The following is a 19,671-nucleotide window of genomic DNA, read 5'->3' as shown; positions in this document are numbered from 1 at the left end:
AGACCAAAATGCTCGACCAGTCCAACGAACTCAACGCCTGGGATCGCGACCACTTCTTCCATCCCTCGACGCATATGGGCACGCACGCGCGCGGTGAATCGCCGACCCGCATCATGGCGGGTGGTGAAGGCGTCACCGTCTGGGACAACAATGGCAGGAAGAGTATCGATGCCTTTGCCGGCCTCTATTGCGTCAATGTCGGCTATGGCCGCCAGAAGATCGCCGATGCAATCGCCACCCAGGCGAAGAACCTCGCCTACTATCATGCCTATGTCGGCCACGGCACCGAGGCCTCGATCACGTTGGCCAAGATGATCATCGACCGCGCGCCGAAGGGCATGTCGAGGGTCTATTTCGGCCTCTCCGGCTCGGACGCCAACGAAACCAACATCAAGCTGATCTGGTACTACAACAATGTGCTGGGCCGGCCGGAAAAGAAGAAGATCATTTCGCGCTGGCGCGGCTATCACGGTTCGGGCGTGATGACCGGATCGCTGACCGGGCTCGACCTGTTCCACAACGCCTTCGACCTGCCGCGCGCGCCGGTGCTGCACACCGAAGCGCCGTATTATTTCCGCCGCGCCGACCGCTCGATGAGCGAGGAGCAGTTCTCGCAGCATTGCGCCGACAAGCTCGAGGAGATGATCCTGGCCGAAGGCCCCGAAACCGTCGCCGCCTTCATCGGCGAGCCGATCCTCGGCACCGGTGGCATCGTGCCCCCGCCTGCCGGTTACTGGGAAAAGATCCAGGCGGTGCTGAGGAAGTATGATGTGCTGCTGGTCGCCGACGAGGTGGTGACCGGCTTCGGCCGACTGGGCACCATGTTCGGCTCCGACCATTACGGCATCAAGCCGGACTTGATCACCATCGCCAAGGGCCTGACCTCGGCCTATGCGCCGCTGTCGGGCGTCATCGTCGCCGACAAGATGTGGCAGGTGCTGGTCGACGGTTCCGACAAGCTCGGTTCGCTCGGCCATGGCTGGACCTATTCGGCGCATCCGATCTGCGTTGCCGCCGGTGTCGCCAATCTCGAACTGATCGACGAGATGGATCTGGTGACGAATGCCCGCGAGACCGGCGCCTATTTCCGTGCCGAGCTCGCCAAGGCCGTCGGCGGCCATAAAAATGTCGGCGACGTACGCGGCGATGGCATGCTGGCGGCGGTCGAGTTCGTCGCCGACAAGGACGACCGGGTGTTCTTCGACGCTTCGCAGAAGATCGGGCCGCAAGTGGCGACAGCGCTTGCCGCCAGCGGCGTCATAGGCCGCGCCATGCCGCAGGGCGATATTCTGGGCTTCGCACCGCCGCTCTGCCTGACCCGCGAGGAGGCCGACATCGTCGTCTCGAAGACGGCGGATGCGGTGAAGAGCGTGTTTGCCAATCTTTGAGATCGACGATGAATGCCATGACCGGAACCGTCCCCGCCACCATGGCCGCCGTGCTGCTCACCGGGCACGGCGGACCGGAAAAACTCGTCTACCGCACCGATGTGAAGGTGCCCGCGCCTATCCCGGGTGAGGTGCTGGTGAAAGTCGGCGCTTGCGGGATGAACAACACCGACGTCTGGGTGCGCCAGGGTGCCTATGGTACCGAAGAGGATGCCGCCGCCGTGTCGACCTGGCGGCGCCAGGGCAACACGCTTGTTTTCCCTCGCATCCAAGGCACCGACACGGTTGGCACCATCGTTGCCGTTGGCGACGGCGTTTCGCCGGACCGCATCGGTGAGCGGGTGATGGTCGATTTCTCCATCTACAACCGCGACGACGATTCACTGGCCGACATAGACTATATGGGCCATGGCCGCGACGGCGGTTACGCCGAGTATCAGACCGTGCCGGCGCAGAATGCGCATGTCGTCGACACGGATATGAGTGACGTCGAACTCGCCACTTTCTGCTGCGCCTACCTGACCGGCGAACAGATGCTGGAACGCGCTGGCTTAAAAGCCGGCGAGCGCGTGCTGGTCACCGGTGCCTCGGGCGGCGTCGGCTCCGGCATCGTGCAATTGGCGCGGGCGCGCGGCGCCATTCCCTACGCCGTCGTCGGCAAGGGCAAGGAACAGGCGGTGCTCGACATCGGCGCCGAGGCCGTCATCACCCGTGGCGTCGCTGACTTGCCACAGGCCGTGGCTGAAGTGACCGGCGGCCGGCCGATCGACGTGGTAGCCGATCTTGTCGGCGGCGCGATCTTCAACGACCTGCTGCGTATTCTGCGGCCCGAAGGCCGCTACACCACGGCCGGCGCGATCGCCGGGCCGGTCGTGCAGCTCGATCTCAGGACCATGTATCTCAAGCAATTGCAGTTGCATGGCTCGAGCCAGGGCACGCGCGCGGATTTCCGCCGGATCGTCAGCTACATCGAAGCGAAAAAGATCCGGCCACTGGTCGGCGGCGTCTACAGGCTCTCCGATTTTCACCGCGCACAGGCCGACTTCGTCGCCAAGGATTTCGTCGGCAAGCTGGTGGTGGTACCTGATGCCGTGGCGGAGCGGCCGGCGTAGTTTCCTGGCCCCTCGCTCTAGCCACCTTCTGCCGCTGTCCCAATGGGAATGGCTTGCAGTCGTGTCTGCGAGCCGTCACAAACGGCGACGCCCGTAGTCATACTGGTCCGGGCATCTGGTCGCGGGATACAGGCGAAACATGACAGGCCGAATGATATTGCTCGATGCCAGGCCGCTCGGCGTGGCCGACGTCGCCGAGATCGCACGCCGCAACGCCCGGCTGATGCTGGGCGAAGAGGCGATGCGCCGCATCCGGGCGAGCCGCGCCCTGATCGAGCATCTGACCGGGCTTGGCAAGCCGATGTACGGCGTCACCACGGGCCTGGGCGCCTGTGTCGACACGCCGCTCGCACAGGCGGACCTGATCGCCTTCCAGCACAGCGTGCCGCTCAGCCACAGCATGGGCATCGGGCCGGCCTTGCCGACAGAAGCGGTGCGAGCGATGATGACCGCGCGCATCTCGGGCATGGCCGCCGGCGGCACCGGAACCTCCGAACGCGTGGTCACGGGCCTTGTCGCGGCGCTCAACGCCGGCGTCCATCCGGTGATCCCGACCTGGGGCTCGATCGGCGCGGCCGACCTTGCCCATCTCGGCCATATGGCAAGGTCGCTGCGCGGCGATGGCGAGGCGGAATTCCAGGGCAGGATCATGCCCTCCGCCGAGGCGCTTGCCTTGGCCGGGCTCGATCCGCTGGACCTGCGCGAGAAGGACGGCCACGCCATCATCGTCGCCAACAGCCTGTCGACCGGAGCGGCGTGCCTGTGCCTCGAAGACGTCGCCCATCTCATCGACTGGGCGCTGGCCGCCGTGGCGCTCAACTACGAGGCGTTCCGCTCCTCCCTCACCGCGATCGACGAGCAAGCGCTGGCCGCACGGCCGGCCTTCGGCCAGCGCGAGATCGGCGCGCGGTTGCGCGCGGAGCTGGCGGGAAGCGGCTTGTGGAAGGACAAGGCGGCACGGCGCTTGCAGGATCCGCTCAGCTATCGCTGCGTGCCACAGGTCTGGGGCGGCCTGCTCAATGCGTTCGAACAGGCACGGCTGGCTACCGAGATCGAACTGACCCATTCGGGCGACAACCCGGTGATCCTGGCCGACGGCGAACGGGTGATTTCCAACGGCAATTTCGACCTGACGGCAATGACGCTCGCCTGGGAACAGCTCGGCCAGGCACTCGCGCATTGCGCGGTTGGCACCGCCAACCGCTGCATGAAGCTGATGTCGCCGACAACAGCCGAACTGCCGCGTTTCCTATCGGCGAGAGGCGGCAGTCGTCAGGGCTATGCGGAACTGCAGAAGCCCTTGTCCGCGCTGGAAGCCGAAATCCGGCACCTGGCCAACCCGATGTCACTCAGCCCGCTCGCCGTTTCCGACGGCATCGAGGATCAGTCGTCGATGGCGCCCAGGGTGGTGGCCAAGACCGCCGAGATCATCGAGCGCATGCGCTATCTCGTGGCGATGGAGCTGATCTTCGCTGCGACGGGTGTGGAGTTGCGCGGTGTCGTCGACAGCATGGGCGAAGGGCCGCGGCGCACCTTCGCCGCCGTGCGCGCGCTCGTAAGCCCGCTCGATGACGACCGCGAGATGAGCACCGACATGACGCGGATGGCGCGGATGGTGGCCGGTCCCCGGTACTGAGCCGACGGCCGGTCCGCCACGATCGGTATCCCGATCTTCCGGCGCGAATCCTAGGCGTCAAGCAACCAACGCGCGCGGTCCGCCCACCAGGGCTATCGGTGTGGTCGGTCGTTGCAAAACTCATCTTCGGCGTCACAAGCGGCGCATGCAATGCATCAAGACATTAAAGAAGAGATGTCGCGAAATTGCTTGCCGATATGGCATGATCATATTAGAAATAACAAATACGTTCTTCCATGAGGTAAAATAACGGAACCTGCGCTTGGCTAGCGCAAGCACTGCGAAAGTATCCGAGGAGAGCCAAGGCCCGGGTATGCGGTTCGCAGACAAGAATGTGCCGCCCTGGAGTGAATTGCCGAACGTTTGCCTGACCTGACACCCCTGATCCTGTCTGGGAGGAGCCCATGGCCAACACCTACAAGGTCCATTTCGTCAGCAATCGGAACCCCATCGTGAACAGCCAAGGGCGGATCACCGGCTTCGGCCCCAATCTCAGCCAAGCTCAAGGCGTCGATATTCGCTACGGAGAGGTCCAGGTGACAGTCACCGGAGCTCCCAAACAGGGCAAGATCGTGCCTGGCACCCTGCGTGTGTATGACGAGAAGATACTCGTCGAGAAGGGCAAGGCTCAAATTCGTGGAAGCGACCAGATGTTTTCCGCGCTTCATCCGGCGTTCGTTTCGGCAAAGACGATCATCTTGTTCGCGCACGGCTTCTTCAACACCTTTTCCGACAGCGTCGAACGCGCGGCGACGATCCTCAGCTTCTACGGAATACATGCCGAGATCATCGTCTTTAGTTGGCCCTCTGCCGGCACATTGATCGGCTACCAGCATGACCGGGCAACATCACGACAGAGCGGTCCGGCCTTTGCCCGGGTTATCCGCAGGCTAGCGACGGAGCTTGCCGGGCTTTCCTCGACCGCGCCGCGTCCGACTGTTCACCTGCTCTGTCACAGTATGGGAAACTATGTGCTGCGTTTTGGCGTTCAGGCATTGCTGGCGCAACCGCAAGATACAAAACCCGGCGAGACCCAACCGGCCGTACCGGCGACGCATCTTCCGACCATCTTCAATCAGATCATTCTCGCCGCAGCCGACGAGGATTCCGACGCGTTCGACCGGCAGGACAAACTGAAGGCGCTGCCCGACCTCGGGCGTGGCGTTACCGTCTACTACACCCACGAGGATTGGGTGCTGACCTTCTTGAGTGCCGGGATCGAATTCAACGGCCCCCGGCTCGGCGCCGGAGGCCCTGACAACATGGCAACCATCAGCGACAAGGTGAGTGCGGTGGACGTGAGCGACGTCGTTCCAGCCGGACTCAACATGGATAGCCATCAATATTATCGGCTCTATACGCCGGTGCGCGACGATGAAGTCGCGGTGCTGGCAGGTCAAGCGCCCGACAAGATCCACAACCGGGCCGCGACAGGCGTTCCACACCGATATCGGATCGAGCCTACGGTGGGTTAGATATTGAAGATTGCGGCGGAACGTCTCGTTCGGACCTGCTGCCGTGATAATCCGCGGCGGCAGCGCGATGTTATTGATAAGGGCCTCTGAGGTTGAGTTTCTCGGCCAGGAGGCAGAAGCGGTCGATCAGCCGGACAAGCTCTTCGCCCTGCTCAGTGACCATCTTGCCGCGCTCTGTGGGCGGCGCATCCGACAGAGCCTTCCACAGCCGGCTTTGCCGATCACAGACATCCGCCAGTTCGGAGCAGTCGCTGGCAGTCAATTTCAAAAAATGATCCGCCGTCACCGGTCCGATGCCTGGGGGCGTTGTCGCCCCAAGCGAGAGATAACCCGGCGGCACGGTGCCTTTGGCATTGGTCACCGATTTGCGGCAGATGACATCGAACAGCTGGTCGACAGCCTGTTTGGCGCCGGCAACGCGCGACGGATGGTCCGTATCGGCTGCCGCATGCGGCAGAAGTTCAAGTTTTTCGCCGTGCCTTTCGACGAGGTCGAGATAAGGCAGCATCGGGCCGGAAAGACGTCCAGTCGAGTCATCCCTGAACAGATCGGCATCGATGGCGGCGTGGCGCACCCGCCCTGCGTCCAGCGCCTCGCCAAGCGCTGCGACGTCGATAAGCTCGCCGCGATCGTAGTTGACCAGCACCGCACCCTTGTTCATGCGGGACAGTACCTCGGCGCCAATGAGCCCGGCATTGGCGTAGCGGCCCGTCTGCGCGTCCTGCTTGCCCAGGCCGACATGGACGCTGAGCACATCTGCACCTTCAGCCGCGTCGGCAAGATCCGCCGCGAAGGCAAAGCCCTCGGCTTCTACCCAGTCGCGGTGCCGTGGCCTTGCATGGATCACCACGCGCATGCCGAAGGCACGGGCGAGCTTGGCCACCTCGCGGCCGATATTGCCGTAGCCGATGATAGCGATCGTCTTGCCTTCGAGTTTTTCGGTCGGGAAATCACGCAACTCCCTGCCGGTGTCGAAATCGCCGCGTGCCACCCGGTCGTGAAGCAAGCCGACAGGTAGATCCGGCAGCACTTTCAGGATCGCCTTCATCACCATCTGTGCGGTGGCGCGGCTGTTGATGCCGGGCGTGTTCATCAGCACCGCGCTGCCGCCCTCGCCGCTGCCGCCACCCCAGGAGCGCGAACCCATATTGCCGGTGCCGGCGCCGATCCGCACACCGGCCAGCGCAAAGACGGTCTCTGCGGGCAGGAAGGTCGCTGCGGCGATGACGGCGTCGTAGCGTCCGTCGCCGGCGGCCTCGACCAGCTCCTCGCGGGTGCTGAGATCCGGCTGGTAGAAGAAATGCACCCGGCCCCGCTCGAGGCCCGATTTGTCGCCAAGCGCGGACAAATGGAAGCGGCCGCCCTTGGCTTCGATATGGGCGCGCACGTCGCTGGGATCAGGCTTGCCGTCAGGTCCGAAGCGCAGGCCGACCAGATCACAGATCAGCACGGTGTAGATCCCCTGCGGATCGATCGGCTCTACGGCCTGGGTATTGGTGTTTGCGGTCACGTCGTTTCCCCATGCAAGAACGGAAAGGTCTGCCGGTACGGCAGCACGCTCTGAAATCAGAACCTATCCGCCCGGAAGGGCGTCAGATCGATCGCCGGCGGCAAACCGGCGGCGAGTTGCGACACGATCTTGCCGGTGACGGCGCCGCCGATGAGGCCTTGATGGCCATGGCCGAAGGCATAGATGACGTTCTTGGCCCGCGACGCCAGACAGCCCTATCTAGAGACTGGGTCCTAGCTTGATCGGGCTGCCGTCGCTGAACCGCGATTGACGGAACCTGTGAAGATCATGCCCGATCTCGTTTCCCTGGACGAGGTCGGACACGACGCGGCCCATGCCAGGTCCGATGCCGAAGCCATGACCGCTCATCCCGGTGGCGATGACGAGACCCGGAATTTCGGCGGCACGATCAACGACCGGCACCACATCCGGCATCGCATCGATCATGCCCGCCCAGCTCGCCTTGATCGGCACCGTCTTGAACTGCGTGAAAAGTGCCGCGAATTCGCGCTCGATATCGCGCAATGCCGAGGCTTTGGGGGCGGGATTGAGGATGCGCATCCGTTCGAACGGGCTTTCCTCGTCCGCGTTCCACCTGCGTGGGGTCGACCAGCCGTCCGGATAGCCGCGCGGCGGCGCCGGCAGGTAGGAGGTGCCAAAAGGATTTGCCATCAGAGCGGGAACGTATTTGGTCGCATGACGAAAGGCATCAGGCCCGACATACAGCTGACTGGTGCCTCCCGATGCCAGCGTGTAGCCGCCATCCTGCCTGCGTCGGAATGCGATATGGTCGTCGGCGACGGCACCAGAGTGGATTTCGGGCATCGGTCCGGTCGCGGCGACGGTCGCCCTGACGCTCAGCTGCGGGATGGAGACGCCGTGGGCGCGCAGGAAGAGCGACGTCCACGCACCGCTCGCGACGACCGCGCTCGAGGTGGCGATACGGCCCTGCTCGGTCCAGACCCCGCTAACGCGTCCAGCCGATATGTCGAGCATGCGCGCCGCACAATTCTCGATGATGGTGACGCCCTCCCGGGCGGCCAGGCGGGCAAGCGCTGAAACCGCGACCCAGGGCTCGGCGCGCATGTCGGATGGGGTGGTCATAGCGCCCTTGAAAGAGCGCGACATGGCCGGGATCAGCCTGGCCGTCTCACCCTGGTCGAGGAGACGCGTGTCGACGCCGTGTATCTCTGCGATCTTCAGGAATTTCGCGAAGCCGGCCATCTCCTTGTCGGTTCGCGCAAGGTAGGTAACGCCCGTCTGCTTCAGTCCGATGTCCTCGCCGCATTCCTCGGCCAGTTGCCGCCAGAGGCGTTGCGCTTCGATGACAACAGGCAGTTCATCGGCATCGCGACCCTGCTGCCGGATCCAGCCCCAGTTCCGCGACGATTGCTCGCCGGCGATGCGGCCCTTTTCCAGCAATGTCACCGAAATGTTGCGTCGCGCCAGGAACAGGGCCGTGGTCACGCCGATGACGCCACCACCGATGACCACAACCTCCGAAGCCTTCGGCAACGGTGCTTGAAACTGGATCGGCATGGCTTCGGTGAAGGGAAAACTTGTCAAGGAAGACTGCCCTCTTGCTTTTCACGGCGGCGTCGGCCCTGGCTGCTTCCGTGTCGGCGACGCGTGACAGAACTGATAGTCCGTCAAGGCTGGGTCGAGCTGGAGAATCTGCGCGTCAATGCAATGAATTGTTTATGCCAGCGAATGTCGGCTCGACACCCTCACAGGAACTTTGGCGGCAAAGGCGCAAGCGCCCGGCGACGACCGATGGCGGCACCGCCTGTCAGGCACAGTGCGATGCCGCCATTGGCCCCTTGAAGGGTCAAGTCCGACACGCGTAACATTGCGTCATCAGAACTGAGTCTGCTTCATGCGTCCGGGCTAATGTCCGGATTGGACTGGATATTTCCTTGCCTACGGATGCAACCAGCGGCGCGGCGAAGCGCGGCAAATCGTTTGCCCATGTGGCGGAAGCCTCCTGGGGCAAGGGCCTCAGCACCTTGCTGCGCATCGTGCGCATGACGCTGCGCCATCCCTGGCAGGTCACCATCACGCTGGTCTCGACCTTCATCGCCGCGACGCTGCAGCTTTTCATCCCACGCCTGCTGGGACGCGCCATCGACCAGGCGCAAGGCGTGATCGCCGCGGGCGCCGGCACCGCGGCAGAACAGGCACTGTGGCACACGGCGCTGACCCTGCTGGTCGTCAGCATCCTGCGCGGCCTCTTCACCATGGCGCAGAACTATTTTGGCGAGGCCGTCGGCCATCAGACCGGCTATGAATTGCGGCTCGCCTTCTACGAGAAGATCCAGCGGCTGAGCTTCTCCTTCCACGACAAGGTCCATACCGGCGACCTGATCACGCTCGGGCTGCTCGATCTCGACGGCGTGCGCATGTTCTTTGCCACAGGCATCCTGCGCGTGGTGCTGCTCGGCGTGCTGATCGGCGTCGGCGCCTATCTCCTGATCAGCACCGATCTCGTGCTCGGCCTGCTCAGCCTCAGCTTCGTGCCTTTCGTCGCCTGGCGTTCCTCGGTGACACAGCTCAGATTGCGCAGCACCTGGCTGACGCTGCAGGAGCGGCTGTCGGTGCTGAGCCGGGTGATGGACGAGAATCTTGGCGGCATCCGTGTCGTGCGTGCCTTCGCGGCGCAGCGCCATGAGCTCAAGAAATTCGACCGCGCCAAGCAGGACGCGCTGGAGCTGGCCAATCAGCGCGTCGACATCCGCGTCGCCAACACCAGCGCCATGAACTTTTCCTTCCTGGCCGCCATGGGGCTGGTGCTGTGGTTCGGCGGCCAGAAGGTGATCGCGGGCCAGATCAGCGTCGGTACGCTGGCGCAGTTCCTCACCTTCATGACCATCCTGCAAATGCCGGTGCGCCAGCTTGGCCTGATGGTCAATTCCTTCGCGCGCGCCTCGACCTGCGGCACGCGGCTGTTCGAACTGCTCGACACCGAACTCGACATCGAGGATGCACCCGACGCCAAGGATCTCGTCATCACCGATGGCGTGCTGCGCTTCGATGATGTCGGCTTCCGCTATGAGGGCGCGGGCGGCCGTCCGACCCTGTCCGGCATATCCTTCGAGGCGAAGCCCGGCGAGACGGTCGGCATTGTCGGCCCGCCGGGCAGCGGCAAGTCGACCATCGCGCATTTGATCCCGCGCTTCTACGACGTCACCTCCGGCGCGATCACCATCGACGGCCAGGATATAAGCAAGGTCACGCTGCAATCGCTGCGCAAGGTGGTCGGCGTGGTGCAGCAGGATGCGTTCCTGTTCACCACCTCGATCGAGAACAACATCGCCTATGGCAACCCCTGGGCGCGCGAGACCCGCATCGGACAGGCCGCCGAATATGCGCAGTTGCACAACTATATTATCGGGCTTCCGGCCGGCTACACCACGGTCGTCGGCGAGCGCGGCGCCTCGCTTTCCGGCGGCCAACGGCAGCGCCTGACCATTGCGCGCAGCCTGATGCTGCGGCCATCGGTTCTGGTCTTCGACGATTCCACCGCGGCAATCGATGCCGGCACCGAGCAGCGTATCCGCGCGGCGATGAAGCGCTTCGCCGGGGATCGCGTGACGCTGATCATCTCGCACCGGTTGAGTTCGCTGATGCATGCCGACCAGATCCTGTTCGTCGAGGGCGGCCGCATCGTCGAGCGCGGCACGCATGAGGAACTGCTGGCGCTGGGCGGACGCTACCGCGCGCTTTATGACCTGCAGCTGCGGCCGGACGACGACCGGCTCGAGGGAGCCGCATGATGTCGACGCAGGACGACGACGAGAAGGACGACAAAAGCGGGCGGCCGACCAAGGCCGTCGTCGGCTCGCATCGCGACGAGGAAGAGGTTTTCGGCAAGGCCTATGATCCGCGCATCGTCAGACGCATCTGGAGCTTCGTCAGACCCTATCAGGGCCGGATCTTCATCTCGGTGGCGGCGGTGCTGGTGTTCACGCTGACGCAGCTGGCGATCCCGCTGGTCATCCGTTACGCCATCGACCACGGCATGGCTCCGGGCCGGCTCGACCGCTCGGTGATGATCTCCGCGATCGTCACCTTCACCGTGATCATCCTGATCAACTATGCCGCCAGTTATGTGCAGGAAAGCGTCGTCGGCAAGGTGGCGGAGAACGTGCTTTCCGACCTGCGCCGCGCCATGTTCAGCCATCTGCAGCTTGTGTCGCTCAGCTTCATGGACAAGACCGAGGTCGGCCGGCTGATGTCGCGCCTGCAGGGCGACGTCAATTCGATGCAGGAATTCCTCGAGACATCGGTGATGTCGGTGGGCGACATCGTGCTGCTGTTCGGTATCGTCACCGTTCTGCTGTGGCTCGATTTCCGGCTCGGACTGCTGACGCTGTCGACCATGCCGATGCTGTTCATCGTGCGGCTGTTCTGGCTGCCGCGCGCCAAGGTCGCCTTCATGGCGGCGCACGAAACCAATTCCATCGCCAACGGGGCACTCGCCGAAGGCATCCATGGCGTGCGCACCGTGCAGAGCCTGGAACGCCAGCACGTCAATTTCGACCTCTATGACGAAAAGGTGCTGGCCAACCTCAACGCCCATCTGCGGTCGGCTCGATACGCGCAGGTGATGGTGCCGATCGTCGACACGCTGACTGGCATCGCCATGGCGACGGTCATTGTCGTCGGCGGTTCGATGGTGCTGTCGCACAGCCTCGATGTCGGCGTCATGGTGGCGTTCCTGTTCTACATCCAGCGCTTCTTCGACCCGATCCGCTCGCTCACCATGCAGTACAGCGTCATGCAGCGCGCCATGGCTTCGGGCCAGCGCATCTCCGAAGTGCTCGACGTGCCGGTGGATGTCAGCGACAAGGACAATGCGGTGGCCTTGTCGCGCGATACGGACGGCTCGGTCGAGTTCAGGAACGTCACCTTCGGCTATCGGCCGAACCAGCCGGTGCTGAAGAACATCTCCTTCCGCGTCAATCCTGGCGAGACCGTCGCGCTTGTCGGCCCGACGGGATCGGGCAAGTCGAGTTCGATGGCGCTGGTGCACCGCTTCTACGATGTCTGGTCGGGGCAAGTCCTTGTCGGCGGTCACGATGTGCGTGACCTGACGCAGGATTCACTCGGCGACCAAGTAGCCATGGTGCTGCAGGAGCCGTTCCTGTTCTCCGGCACGGTGCTGGAGAACATCCGCTACCACAAAACATCAGCCAGCCGCGAAGAAGTGGTTCGCGCGGCACAGGCCGTCGGCGCGCACGACTTCATCGAGCAACTACCCGGCGGCTACGATACCGAGCTCGAACAGCGCGGCGGCAACCTCTCGCTCGGCCAGCGCCAGCTCATCAGTTTCGCGCGCGCGCTGGTCGCCGACGCCAAGATCCTGGTGCTCGACGAGGCCACGGCCAGCATCGATTCCTACACCGAGATGCTGATCCAGAAGGCGCTGATCACCCTGCTGGAGGGCCGCACCGGGCTGGTCATCGCCCATCGACTCGCCACCATCCGCGGCGCCGACCGCATCATCGTGCTGCAGAATGGCGAGATCGTCGAAAGCGGCAACCACGAACAGCTGATGCTGAGGAAGCGCCTCTACGCCCGGCTCTACAACATGAACTACGCTTCGTTCGACGACATTTCCGACGAAGAAATGGGAATGGACGCGGCGCTCGGCAAAGCGACGTGAGCGGTGCGGGCGGGTTCGAACCGCCGCTGCCCTCCTGAAAGAACCTATCTGCGAGATCCCCTGATGTGACCGCTGACCTGCACGCCATCCTCGGCGCGCAGATACAGAAAGCCGGGAATGGAGATCAACGGGATGATCGCGGTCAGCAGGAACACCTGGTGAAAGCGCTCCGGCGTAAGCACATGGGTCTCCCCCGCGATCAGGCCCAGCAGTATGGCGGCGATCGAGACACCAAGCGAAACGCTGAGCTGCTGCAGCACGCCACCAAGGCTGGTGGCGCGGCTGAGCTTGTCCGCCGGCAGATCGGCGTAGGACAAGGTGTTGGAGGTCATGAACTGCGCCGAGCGGACGATGCCGAACAGGAAGACGTAGACGCCGATCATCCAATGCGGCGTATCAGGCCCCATCAGGGCGAAACCCGCCACGGTGGCGGAGCCGACGACCGCGCTGCCGATCAGCACGGCGCTGAAGCCGAACCGCCGCAGCAGCGGCGACAGCAGCGGCCGCATGAGCAAGGCGCCGAAGCTGCCCACGAATGTCAGCGAGCCCGAAGTGACCGGGCTCATGCCGAAGCCGAGCTGCAGCATCAGCGGCAGGAGGAACGGCACGCCGTTGAGGCCGACGCGGCACAGGCCGCCGGCCAGCGTGCCGACCCAGAAGGAGCGAAACCGAAACAGCGTCAGGTCAACGGCCGGCGCCGCGACGCGGCGCGCATAGCGCCCGAAGGCGAGCAGCAGCAGGACGGAAGCGGTCAGCACCAGCACTGTGGCTGAAACGGGAATGATCGGCCGGCCGATGTTTTCCAGCCCGAATTGCAGCAGTGCCACACCGCATCCCACCATCAGGAACCCTGCGAAGTCGAAGCGCTGCACCGCCTCCTCGTGAAAATCGTCGACAAAGCGCAGCGCGGCCAGAATGCCGAGGCAGCCGAACGGCACGTTGACATAGAATATCCAGCGCCACGAGGCGTAGGTGGTAAGCAGGCCGCCGAGCAGCGGCCCGATGACCGGCCCCATGATGGCGGGCAAGGTCATGTAGGTCATGGCGGTGATCAGCCCGCTGCGCGGAAAGCTGCGCAGCAGGATCAACCGGCCGACCGGCGTCATCATGGCCCCGCCCAACCCCTGCAGCGCACGCATGGCCAGCAGCATGCCGAAACTGTTGGCCACACCGCACAGTGCCGAGCCAAGGGTGAAGGTGAACAGCGCCAGCGCGAACACTTTTCGCGCGCCGAACCTGTCGGCGAACCAGCCGCTGACGGGAATGAACACAGCGAGCGTCAGAATGTAGGTGGTGATCGCAAGGTTCAGCCGGACCGGCGTCGTGTCGAGACTGTGCGCAATGGCCGGAATCGCGGTGGTGATGATGGTGGAATCGAGCTGCTCCATCAGGAAGGCGATGGCGACAATGATCGGAATGATCAGCCTCAGCCTCGGATCACGCTCGGTGGCGAATTGAGGCTGTTCCAATGCTGCGGCAAATTCCGTCATGCGAGCGGCTTATATTCTGTAGCCAAAGCAGCGCATCCCAGTTCAAAGGCAAGATTGCCCTACGTGCCAGCCAGCCGGAGTCTGGTCGCACGGCCGTCTTATGGTCCGACAAATAGGTCAGGGGTAGCGATTTCCACCTTGCCGGAAGTCAACAAATCTTGACCGGCGCCGTGAATGGGCCGGACGTCGGCAAGGAGGCGATGGTGTCGCGAGATCGCCTGAAGACACTGCACGGTCCCGCAAGCATCCGTCCCGATTTCGTGAAGGAACGTGTCCGGCGAGAGACGGCTTTCTTCCCCATATCCTTGGAACGGAAAGGAGACATTTCCATGAAAAGGCGACTCGTATTCATCAGTTCCATGCTGCTGACCTTGGCCACGAGCACGATAGCGTTGCCACCGTCGCCGACGCCGCCGTCGTCAGGCACCACTTTGTCCACCTCACCGTTGCGCACGGCGGCCATGCGCACGCCGCACATGGCCGACACGCTGGCCACGGCGGCTGGGTTGGCCGCGATTGGACTGGCGACAATTGGGGCAGCAACCATGGCCGGATGGACAGCGACTACAATGGCTACGGCAGTTATCATGGCTACGCCGGTGACTTCTGCGGGACCATCGCGTGGACACTCGACCTATGCGGTCCCCACGGCCCCTGATTGCTGACCATGCAGAGCGACTCTCCGTCCCGATTTCGTGAAGGAACGTGTGCGGTGAGGCGGCCGTTTTTCTCCCATGCGCAATATCGCAACAAAACAGGAGTAACGCTCATGAAAAGGCAATTGGTGTTTGCAAGCTCCGTTGCGCTGGCATTGGCGGCAGGTACGACTTCATTTGCAACCATGGCCGACGCCGCGGTCGTCAGGCACCATGGCGGCGGCCATGCCATGGGGCCTTTCCGCGGCCGCCATTTCGGTGGCGGGCATAGATACGCCTTTCACCGCGGACACGGCCGCCATTGGGCTGGCGGCGGCTGGCGAGGCGGCTATTATGGCGGCTACTACGATTATTGCGGACCGGTCCAGCTGGCGCTCGGCCTATGTGTCCCATACCGCCCCTACTATTATGGCCCCTTCGGAATGCTCTGACCTTTGTCGGGCCATGGTAGCCGCGAGGGCTCGAGGGCTACGCCATTTCAGGACGTCTTGACGCCTCGCGGATCGCCTTGTGCACGCCGCGCTGCAGATCCATGAAGGCCGGGGTCTCCATCACCTCTTCCCGGCGCGGCCGCTCGATGTCGACGTTGAAGGTCTGCATGATGCGTCCCGGCCCGATCCCCATGACGACGATGCGGTCCGACAGATAGACCGCCTCCTCCACATCATGCGTGACGAAGAGAACGGTCAGCTTGTGTTCCTCCCAAATCTGGGTCAGCAGTTCCTGCATCTGGTGCCGGGTCAAGGCATCGAGCGCGCCGAACGGTTCATCCATCAGCAGCATCTTCGGCCGATAGGACAGCGCGCGCGCAATGGCGACGCGCTGCTTCATGCCGCCCGACAGTTCGGACGGATAGCGGTCGGCGCTTTGCGACAGCTTGACGAGGTCGAGATGCTCAAGCGCAATCTCGCGGCAGGCCGTGCGATCGTAGCCGGCGGCCTTGAGGGCGAACTCGATGTTCTGCCGCGCCGTCAGCCAGGGCAGCAGCGTGTAGGACTGGAAGACGACGCCGCGGTCGAGACCCGGCTGCAGGATCGGCGCGCCATCGATGCTGAGATCGCCGGCGTCGAAGTCCTGCAGTCCGGCAACGATCGACAGCAGCGTGCTCTTGCCGCACCCCGACGTGCCGACGAGCGAGACGAACTCATTGTCGGCGAGATCGAGATTGATGTCGCGCAGCACTTCAGTGCGCCGCTCGCCCGTGCCGAAGCTCTTGTCGAGGCCGGCGATGCGCAATTTGGGAACAGTCATCGGCGGTTCCTCATTGCGAATGGCCATCCTGGCGAAACAGAACCTTTTCCAGCGCCTTCATGACCTGGTCGGTGATGAGACCAAGCACGCCGAGGAGCAGGATGTAACCAATGATGGTGTTGGTCTGGAAATAGCGCTGCGACACGGTAATGCGATAGCCGAGGCCAGATGTCGCCGCGACAAGTTCGGCCAGCACCAGCCAGGTCCATGCCCAGCCGAGGCTGATGCGCAGCGTATCCCAGATACCCGGCAGGGCGCTGGGCACGACGATGCGCGTCAGGATCTTGCGGTCCGGCAGGCCGAGCGTGCGGCCAAGGCCGATGAAATCGGCGGGAACCCGTTTCACATTGTCCATGACCATCAGCACCTGCTGGAAGAAGGTGCCGATGAAGATGATCAGGAATTTCTGCGTATCGCCGGTACCTGCCCACAATATGGAGAGCGGCACGAAAGCGACTACCGGCATGTAGCGGATGAAATCCACCAGCGGCTCGATACCAGCCTCCCAGGAGCGGAAGCTGCCGATCAGCACGCCGATCGGGATCGACAGTGCCGAGGCGATGAGGAAACCGATGGAAATGCGATACGCCGAGGCGGTGAGGTCCAGCCACAGCGTGCCGTCAGCGGCGAGCTTGGCGATCTGGGTCGCAACACTGCCGGGCGACGGCAGGAAGATGGGCTTTACCCATTCCAGCCCGGTCGCCGCCCACCAGGCGAGGCCAAGCCCGACAAAGACGGCCACCGCGATCATCAGGAAACGCGACCTGGCGATGGGCGCGCCGATCCCGGAGGACCGGCGGCGCCTCGCCTGTTTCGTGGCCGCCTTTGGCGCGGAGCGCGCCGGGCCGGTTTTCGCGGGGGGATCCGCTGACATCTGCGCTACCACCGCGATCCGGCCTCTATCATTGCGCCGCCTTGACGAAGGACGGGTCGATCATCTGCTCGGGCGTCACGTCGGCCTGGAGCAGCTTGGCGTTCTTGGCGGCAGCTTCGACGTCGGCGAATGTCTTGGTGGTGAAATCGCCGGTCAGCGCCGTCTTGTTTTCGGCAAGCGAATAGTAGCGCACGCCGTCGAAAGCGGTGTTGAGGTCCTTGACGTCGGAACCGACCGCCTTGGCGATGATGGCGCGGCCGCCGGGTGTGTCTGCATTGTAATCCTTGAGTGCGGCGTCCCAGCTCTTGATCATGGCCAGCACCTGGCCGGGCCGCGACTTGATGACCTCGTCGCGCACCACCAGCACGTCGCTGATCAGGCCGGGGTCCTCGCCGGCGGAAAACAGCAGCTTGACGTCCTTGTTCTGCGCCATGGCGACGGTGAGGTAGGGCTCGTAGGTGACAGCGACCGGCACGCGGCCGGCGATCAAGGCGCCGCCGGCGTCGGAGGCAGGCATCGGAACCGGCTGAACGTCGGCGATCGACATGCCATTCTTGGCGAGCGCGTATTTGAGCAGGATGTCGCTGGTCGTGCCTTCTTCGAAAGCAACCTGCTTGCCCTTGAGGTCGGCGATGGAGGTGACGTCCTTGCCGGCGATGATGGCGTCGGCCGTCATCGAGACATCGAGCAGCAGCACGATCTTCACCGGCAGGCCGGCGGCCACCATGCCCATCGCCGTGTGGGTCGCGATATTGGCGGCGTCGAGCTGGCCGCTGGCCAAAGCGGCGTTGATATCCTTGTCCTCGGCGAAGTTGACGATCTGGACGTCCGACAAGCCATTCGTCTTGAACAGGCCCTTGGCGTCGGCGACGTGCCACTGGCCATAGCCGAGCCAGGGCTCGATGCCTATCTTGAACGGTCCTGCCTCTGGCGTCGTGGGAATGGCCGCATCGGCGGCGTGGGCCACTGGCGCGGCGGCGAGCCCGATGGCGGCGGCCATCATGAGCGCGCGAAATTGTCCTGCTAGGTTACGCATCATCTCAAGTTCCCCTTGATGATCAGACCGCTTTTTTCCCAGGCATCCGGTCTGGTGAGACTGCGGGTTTCTGCTCTTGCGGCACTGTGCCTCGGCGTCTTGCCCACCACTTCGTGGTGAAGTGCAGGGATATTTCAGCGTCAGCGGGAGCGGATGTCAAGGCTAAAATACATACATGCATATACAAGTTGGCACGGCTCAATTTCCCTCGTGGATCAGGCGCATCCGCTCGCGCTTTCAGGATCGATCAAGTCGAGGAAATCGGTCACCCGATCGGCCCCGGCATCGGGCTCGCTGCCGACCATGGCCGCGACTGAAAAGGCGATGAGAGAAGACACCGGCGTGTGGCTGCGCGCGCCGGCGCGCAGGTTCATGACCAGGGTCGGCGACAGGAAAAGCCCTGAGCGCAGGACCGCCCGCCAATCCGCCGGCAGCATGCCGCGCCGCTTGAGCTCGAGCAGCAAGGGTCGCCACAAAGCGGTGGCCTTGACCTCCAGCAGGTCGCGGCGAACCGGGCTCAAATCCCAGTCGGTGTCGACATGGAGCAGATTTCCTTCCAGCCGCGCCCGTGCGCGAAAAGTCTCCGTCGCGATGGCCGGATCGTAGAGCCAGAACGGATGGGCGAAGATGTTGTGGAAGGTGGCCTTCACCTCGGCCAGCAGCGTCGGGATATGCGAGCCGGCAAAAGCAGGATCGAAGAAGGACAGCTCCGCCCTCCCCGCTTCTTCCGTGTACCAGACATTGGCATTGTGGGCGTCGCCATGCGCGACCACGCCGCCGGCATCGGCTAGCCGTTCCGGCCGCAAGCGCGCCGTAGCAGCGTCGAAAAGTTCGCCGATGCTGCTGGTGTAAAGCTGCCCGTTGATGACGAATTTCAGCCGGGAGAACCGATCCCAGCCAAGTTCCATGCCGGGAAAGACAAACGGCTTGCCGACATAGAAATCCGCCAGCCGGCCGCCCGGCGACGACCGCGTATCGGCGTCGACCAGCCGCTCATAAAACAGCCGGTGGATCGGCTCCGCCGAGACCTCCGCGACAGTCACCGGATGCAGCTTCTCGAGATAGACCTCGAGCAGCCTGGCGGACAGGTCGCGCTCGGCAAGAACCGCCTCGCGCCGCTTGCCGGCATCGTCCTCAACATCCAGCGCGAACAGGACATCCGAGAATCTCGGATCCGTGCGGCGCCGATAGACAAGGATCTGCTCGCCGGGCTGAGCGGACATATGGACAGGCTGGTCGACCGGCAGGCCGGCACGCGACAGGATCTCGGCCCGGTAGTATTCGCCGGTCATGCCCTCTTCGCGTTCCTCCTGGTGAAATTTGAAGAAATAGGCCTGGCCCTCGCTGTCGAAGAAACCGTTCAACGAATTGAGGCTGTATTTGTCGACATTGATGCGGACATTGCTTGGAGTCATCCCGAACAGGTCGCCCAGCAGCGCCGCCAGCGCGCGTTGCGCCTCGCCGACATCATGCTGCGCGAGCGTGCGGATCCGCGCCGTACGGCTCGGTGTCTGTGTCATCGATCGTCGCCTCGGGTCAGGCCGTCAGCCGAGAGTGAAATCGCTCTCATCAATACAT

Annotated in this window: 15 protein-coding genes; 7 read left to right on the top strand and 8 right to left on the bottom strand. The window is 63.6% G+C overall.

The genetic code is table 11. The features are described 5' to 3' along the window. Positions 1–8 precede the first annotated feature (8 nt). The 4 genes from ACVILI_RS11805 (at position 9) to ACVILI_RS11790 (ending at position 5,611) form a co-directional block, all read left to right on the top strand. Positions 9–1,388 (top strand): aspartate aminotransferase family protein, encoded by a 1,380-nt coding sequence (locus ACVILI_RS11805; protein WP_038645089.1) that lies wholly within the window; start codon positions 9–11, stop codon positions 1,386–1,388. Between the two features lie 8 nt (positions 1,389–1,396). Continuing rightward, entirely contained in the window at positions 1,397–2,500 is a 1,104-nt protein-coding gene (locus tag ACVILI_RS11800; protein ID WP_038645087.1) for an alcohol dehydrogenase family protein, read from the top strand. A 139-nt stretch (positions 2,501–2,639) separates the two neighbouring features. Beyond that, positions 2,640–4,136: an HAL/PAL/TAL family ammonia-lyase gene (locus tag ACVILI_RS11795; RefSeq protein WP_038645085.1), complete on the top strand. Its 1,497-nt coding sequence runs from the start codon at positions 2,640–2,642 to the stop codon at positions 4,134–4,136. 404 nt (positions 4,137–4,540) lie between these two features. Then, positions 4,541–5,611: an alpha/beta hydrolase gene (locus ACVILI_RS11790; RefSeq protein WP_038645084.1), complete on the top strand. Its 1,071-nt coding sequence runs from the start codon at positions 4,541–4,543 to the stop codon at positions 5,609–5,611. A 70-nt stretch (positions 5,612–5,681) separates the two neighbouring features. Here ACVILI_RS11790 and ACVILI_RS11785 read toward each other — a convergent pair whose 3' ends face one another. Together ACVILI_RS11785 and ACVILI_RS11780 are read right to left on the bottom strand one after the other, a co-directional pair. After that, positions 5,682–7,121 (bottom strand): NAD(P)-dependent oxidoreductase, encoded by a 1,440-nt coding sequence (locus tag ACVILI_RS11785; RefSeq protein ID WP_038645082.1) that lies wholly within the window; start codon positions 7,119–7,121, stop codon positions 5,682–5,684. Positions 7,122–7,340: 219 nt separating this feature from the next. Beyond that, entirely contained in the window at positions 7,341–8,687 is a 1,347-nt protein-coding gene (locus tag ACVILI_RS11780; protein WP_038645080.1) for an NAD(P)/FAD-dependent oxidoreductase, read from the bottom strand. A 350-nt stretch (positions 8,688–9,037) separates the two neighbouring features. On the opposite strand from ACVILI_RS11780, the gene ACVILI_RS11775 reads away from it, so the two are divergent. Next, on the top strand, positions 9,038–10,894 hold the full coding sequence (locus ACVILI_RS11775) for an ABC transporter ATP-binding protein (protein WP_457102449.1): 1,857 nt from the start codon (positions 9,038–9,040) through the stop codon (positions 10,892–10,894). Beyond that, positions 10,894–12,786: an ABC transporter ATP-binding protein gene (locus tag ACVILI_RS11770; RefSeq protein ID WP_240564871.1), complete on the top strand. Its 1,893-nt coding sequence runs from the start codon at positions 10,894–10,896 to the stop codon at positions 12,784–12,786. The genes ACVILI_RS11775 and ACVILI_RS11770 overlap by 1 nt, the downstream gene beginning before the upstream one ends. A gap of 44 nt (positions 12,787–12,830) precedes the next feature. Here the strand turns inward: ACVILI_RS11770 and ACVILI_RS11765 are convergent, their stop codons facing one another. Continuing rightward, complete coding sequence (locus ACVILI_RS11765) at positions 12,831–14,276, bottom strand: DHA2 family efflux MFS transporter permease subunit (protein WP_038645076.1); 1,446 nt, start codon at positions 14,274–14,276, stop codon at positions 12,831–12,833. A gap of 148 nt (positions 14,277–14,424) precedes the next feature. Next, the gene (locus ACVILI_RS11760) at positions 14,425–14,865 is read right to left on the bottom strand and encodes a hypothetical protein (RefSeq protein ID WP_038645074.1); all 441 of its coding nucleotides are present in this window, start codon (positions 14,863–14,865) and stop codon (positions 14,425–14,427) included. Between the two features lie 180 nt (positions 14,866–15,045). Here ACVILI_RS11760 and ACVILI_RS11755 point away from each other — a divergent pair, with 180 nt between their 5' ends. After that, a complete protein-coding gene (locus ACVILI_RS11755) occupies positions 15,046–15,363 on the top strand; it encodes a sulfur globule protein precursor (protein ID WP_148307351.1) in 318 nt (105 codons plus the stop codon). Between the two features lie 37 nt (positions 15,364–15,400). Here ACVILI_RS11755 and ACVILI_RS11750 read toward each other — a convergent pair whose 3' ends face one another. From ACVILI_RS11750 to ACVILI_RS11735, 4 genes are all read right to left on the bottom strand, one after another. Then, positions 15,401–16,183: an ABC transporter ATP-binding protein gene (locus ACVILI_RS11750; protein WP_027046562.1), complete on the bottom strand. Its 783-nt coding sequence runs from the start codon at positions 16,181–16,183 to the stop codon at positions 15,401–15,403. Between the two features lie 10 nt (positions 16,184–16,193). Continuing rightward, positions 16,194–17,057, bottom strand: a complete 864-nt coding sequence (locus ACVILI_RS11745) for an ABC transporter permease (protein ID WP_019856678.1) — start codon at positions 17,055–17,057, stop codon at positions 16,194–16,196. 28 nt (positions 17,058–17,085) lie between these two features. Beyond that, positions 17,086–18,093, bottom strand: a complete 1,008-nt coding sequence (locus ACVILI_RS11740; protein WP_027046561.1) for an ABC transporter substrate-binding protein — start codon at positions 18,091–18,093, stop codon at positions 17,086–17,088. Between the two features lie 215 nt (positions 18,094–18,308). Then, a complete protein-coding gene (locus ACVILI_RS11735) occupies positions 18,309–19,613 on the bottom strand; it encodes a hypothetical protein (RefSeq protein WP_038645070.1) in 1,305 nt (434 codons plus the stop codon). Positions 19,614–19,671: the final 58 nt, after the last annotated feature.

It is taken from the genome of Mesorhizobium sp. USDA 4775 (assembly GCF_054062655.1).
This window is presented reverse-complemented; position numbering and strand designations above follow the sequence as displayed.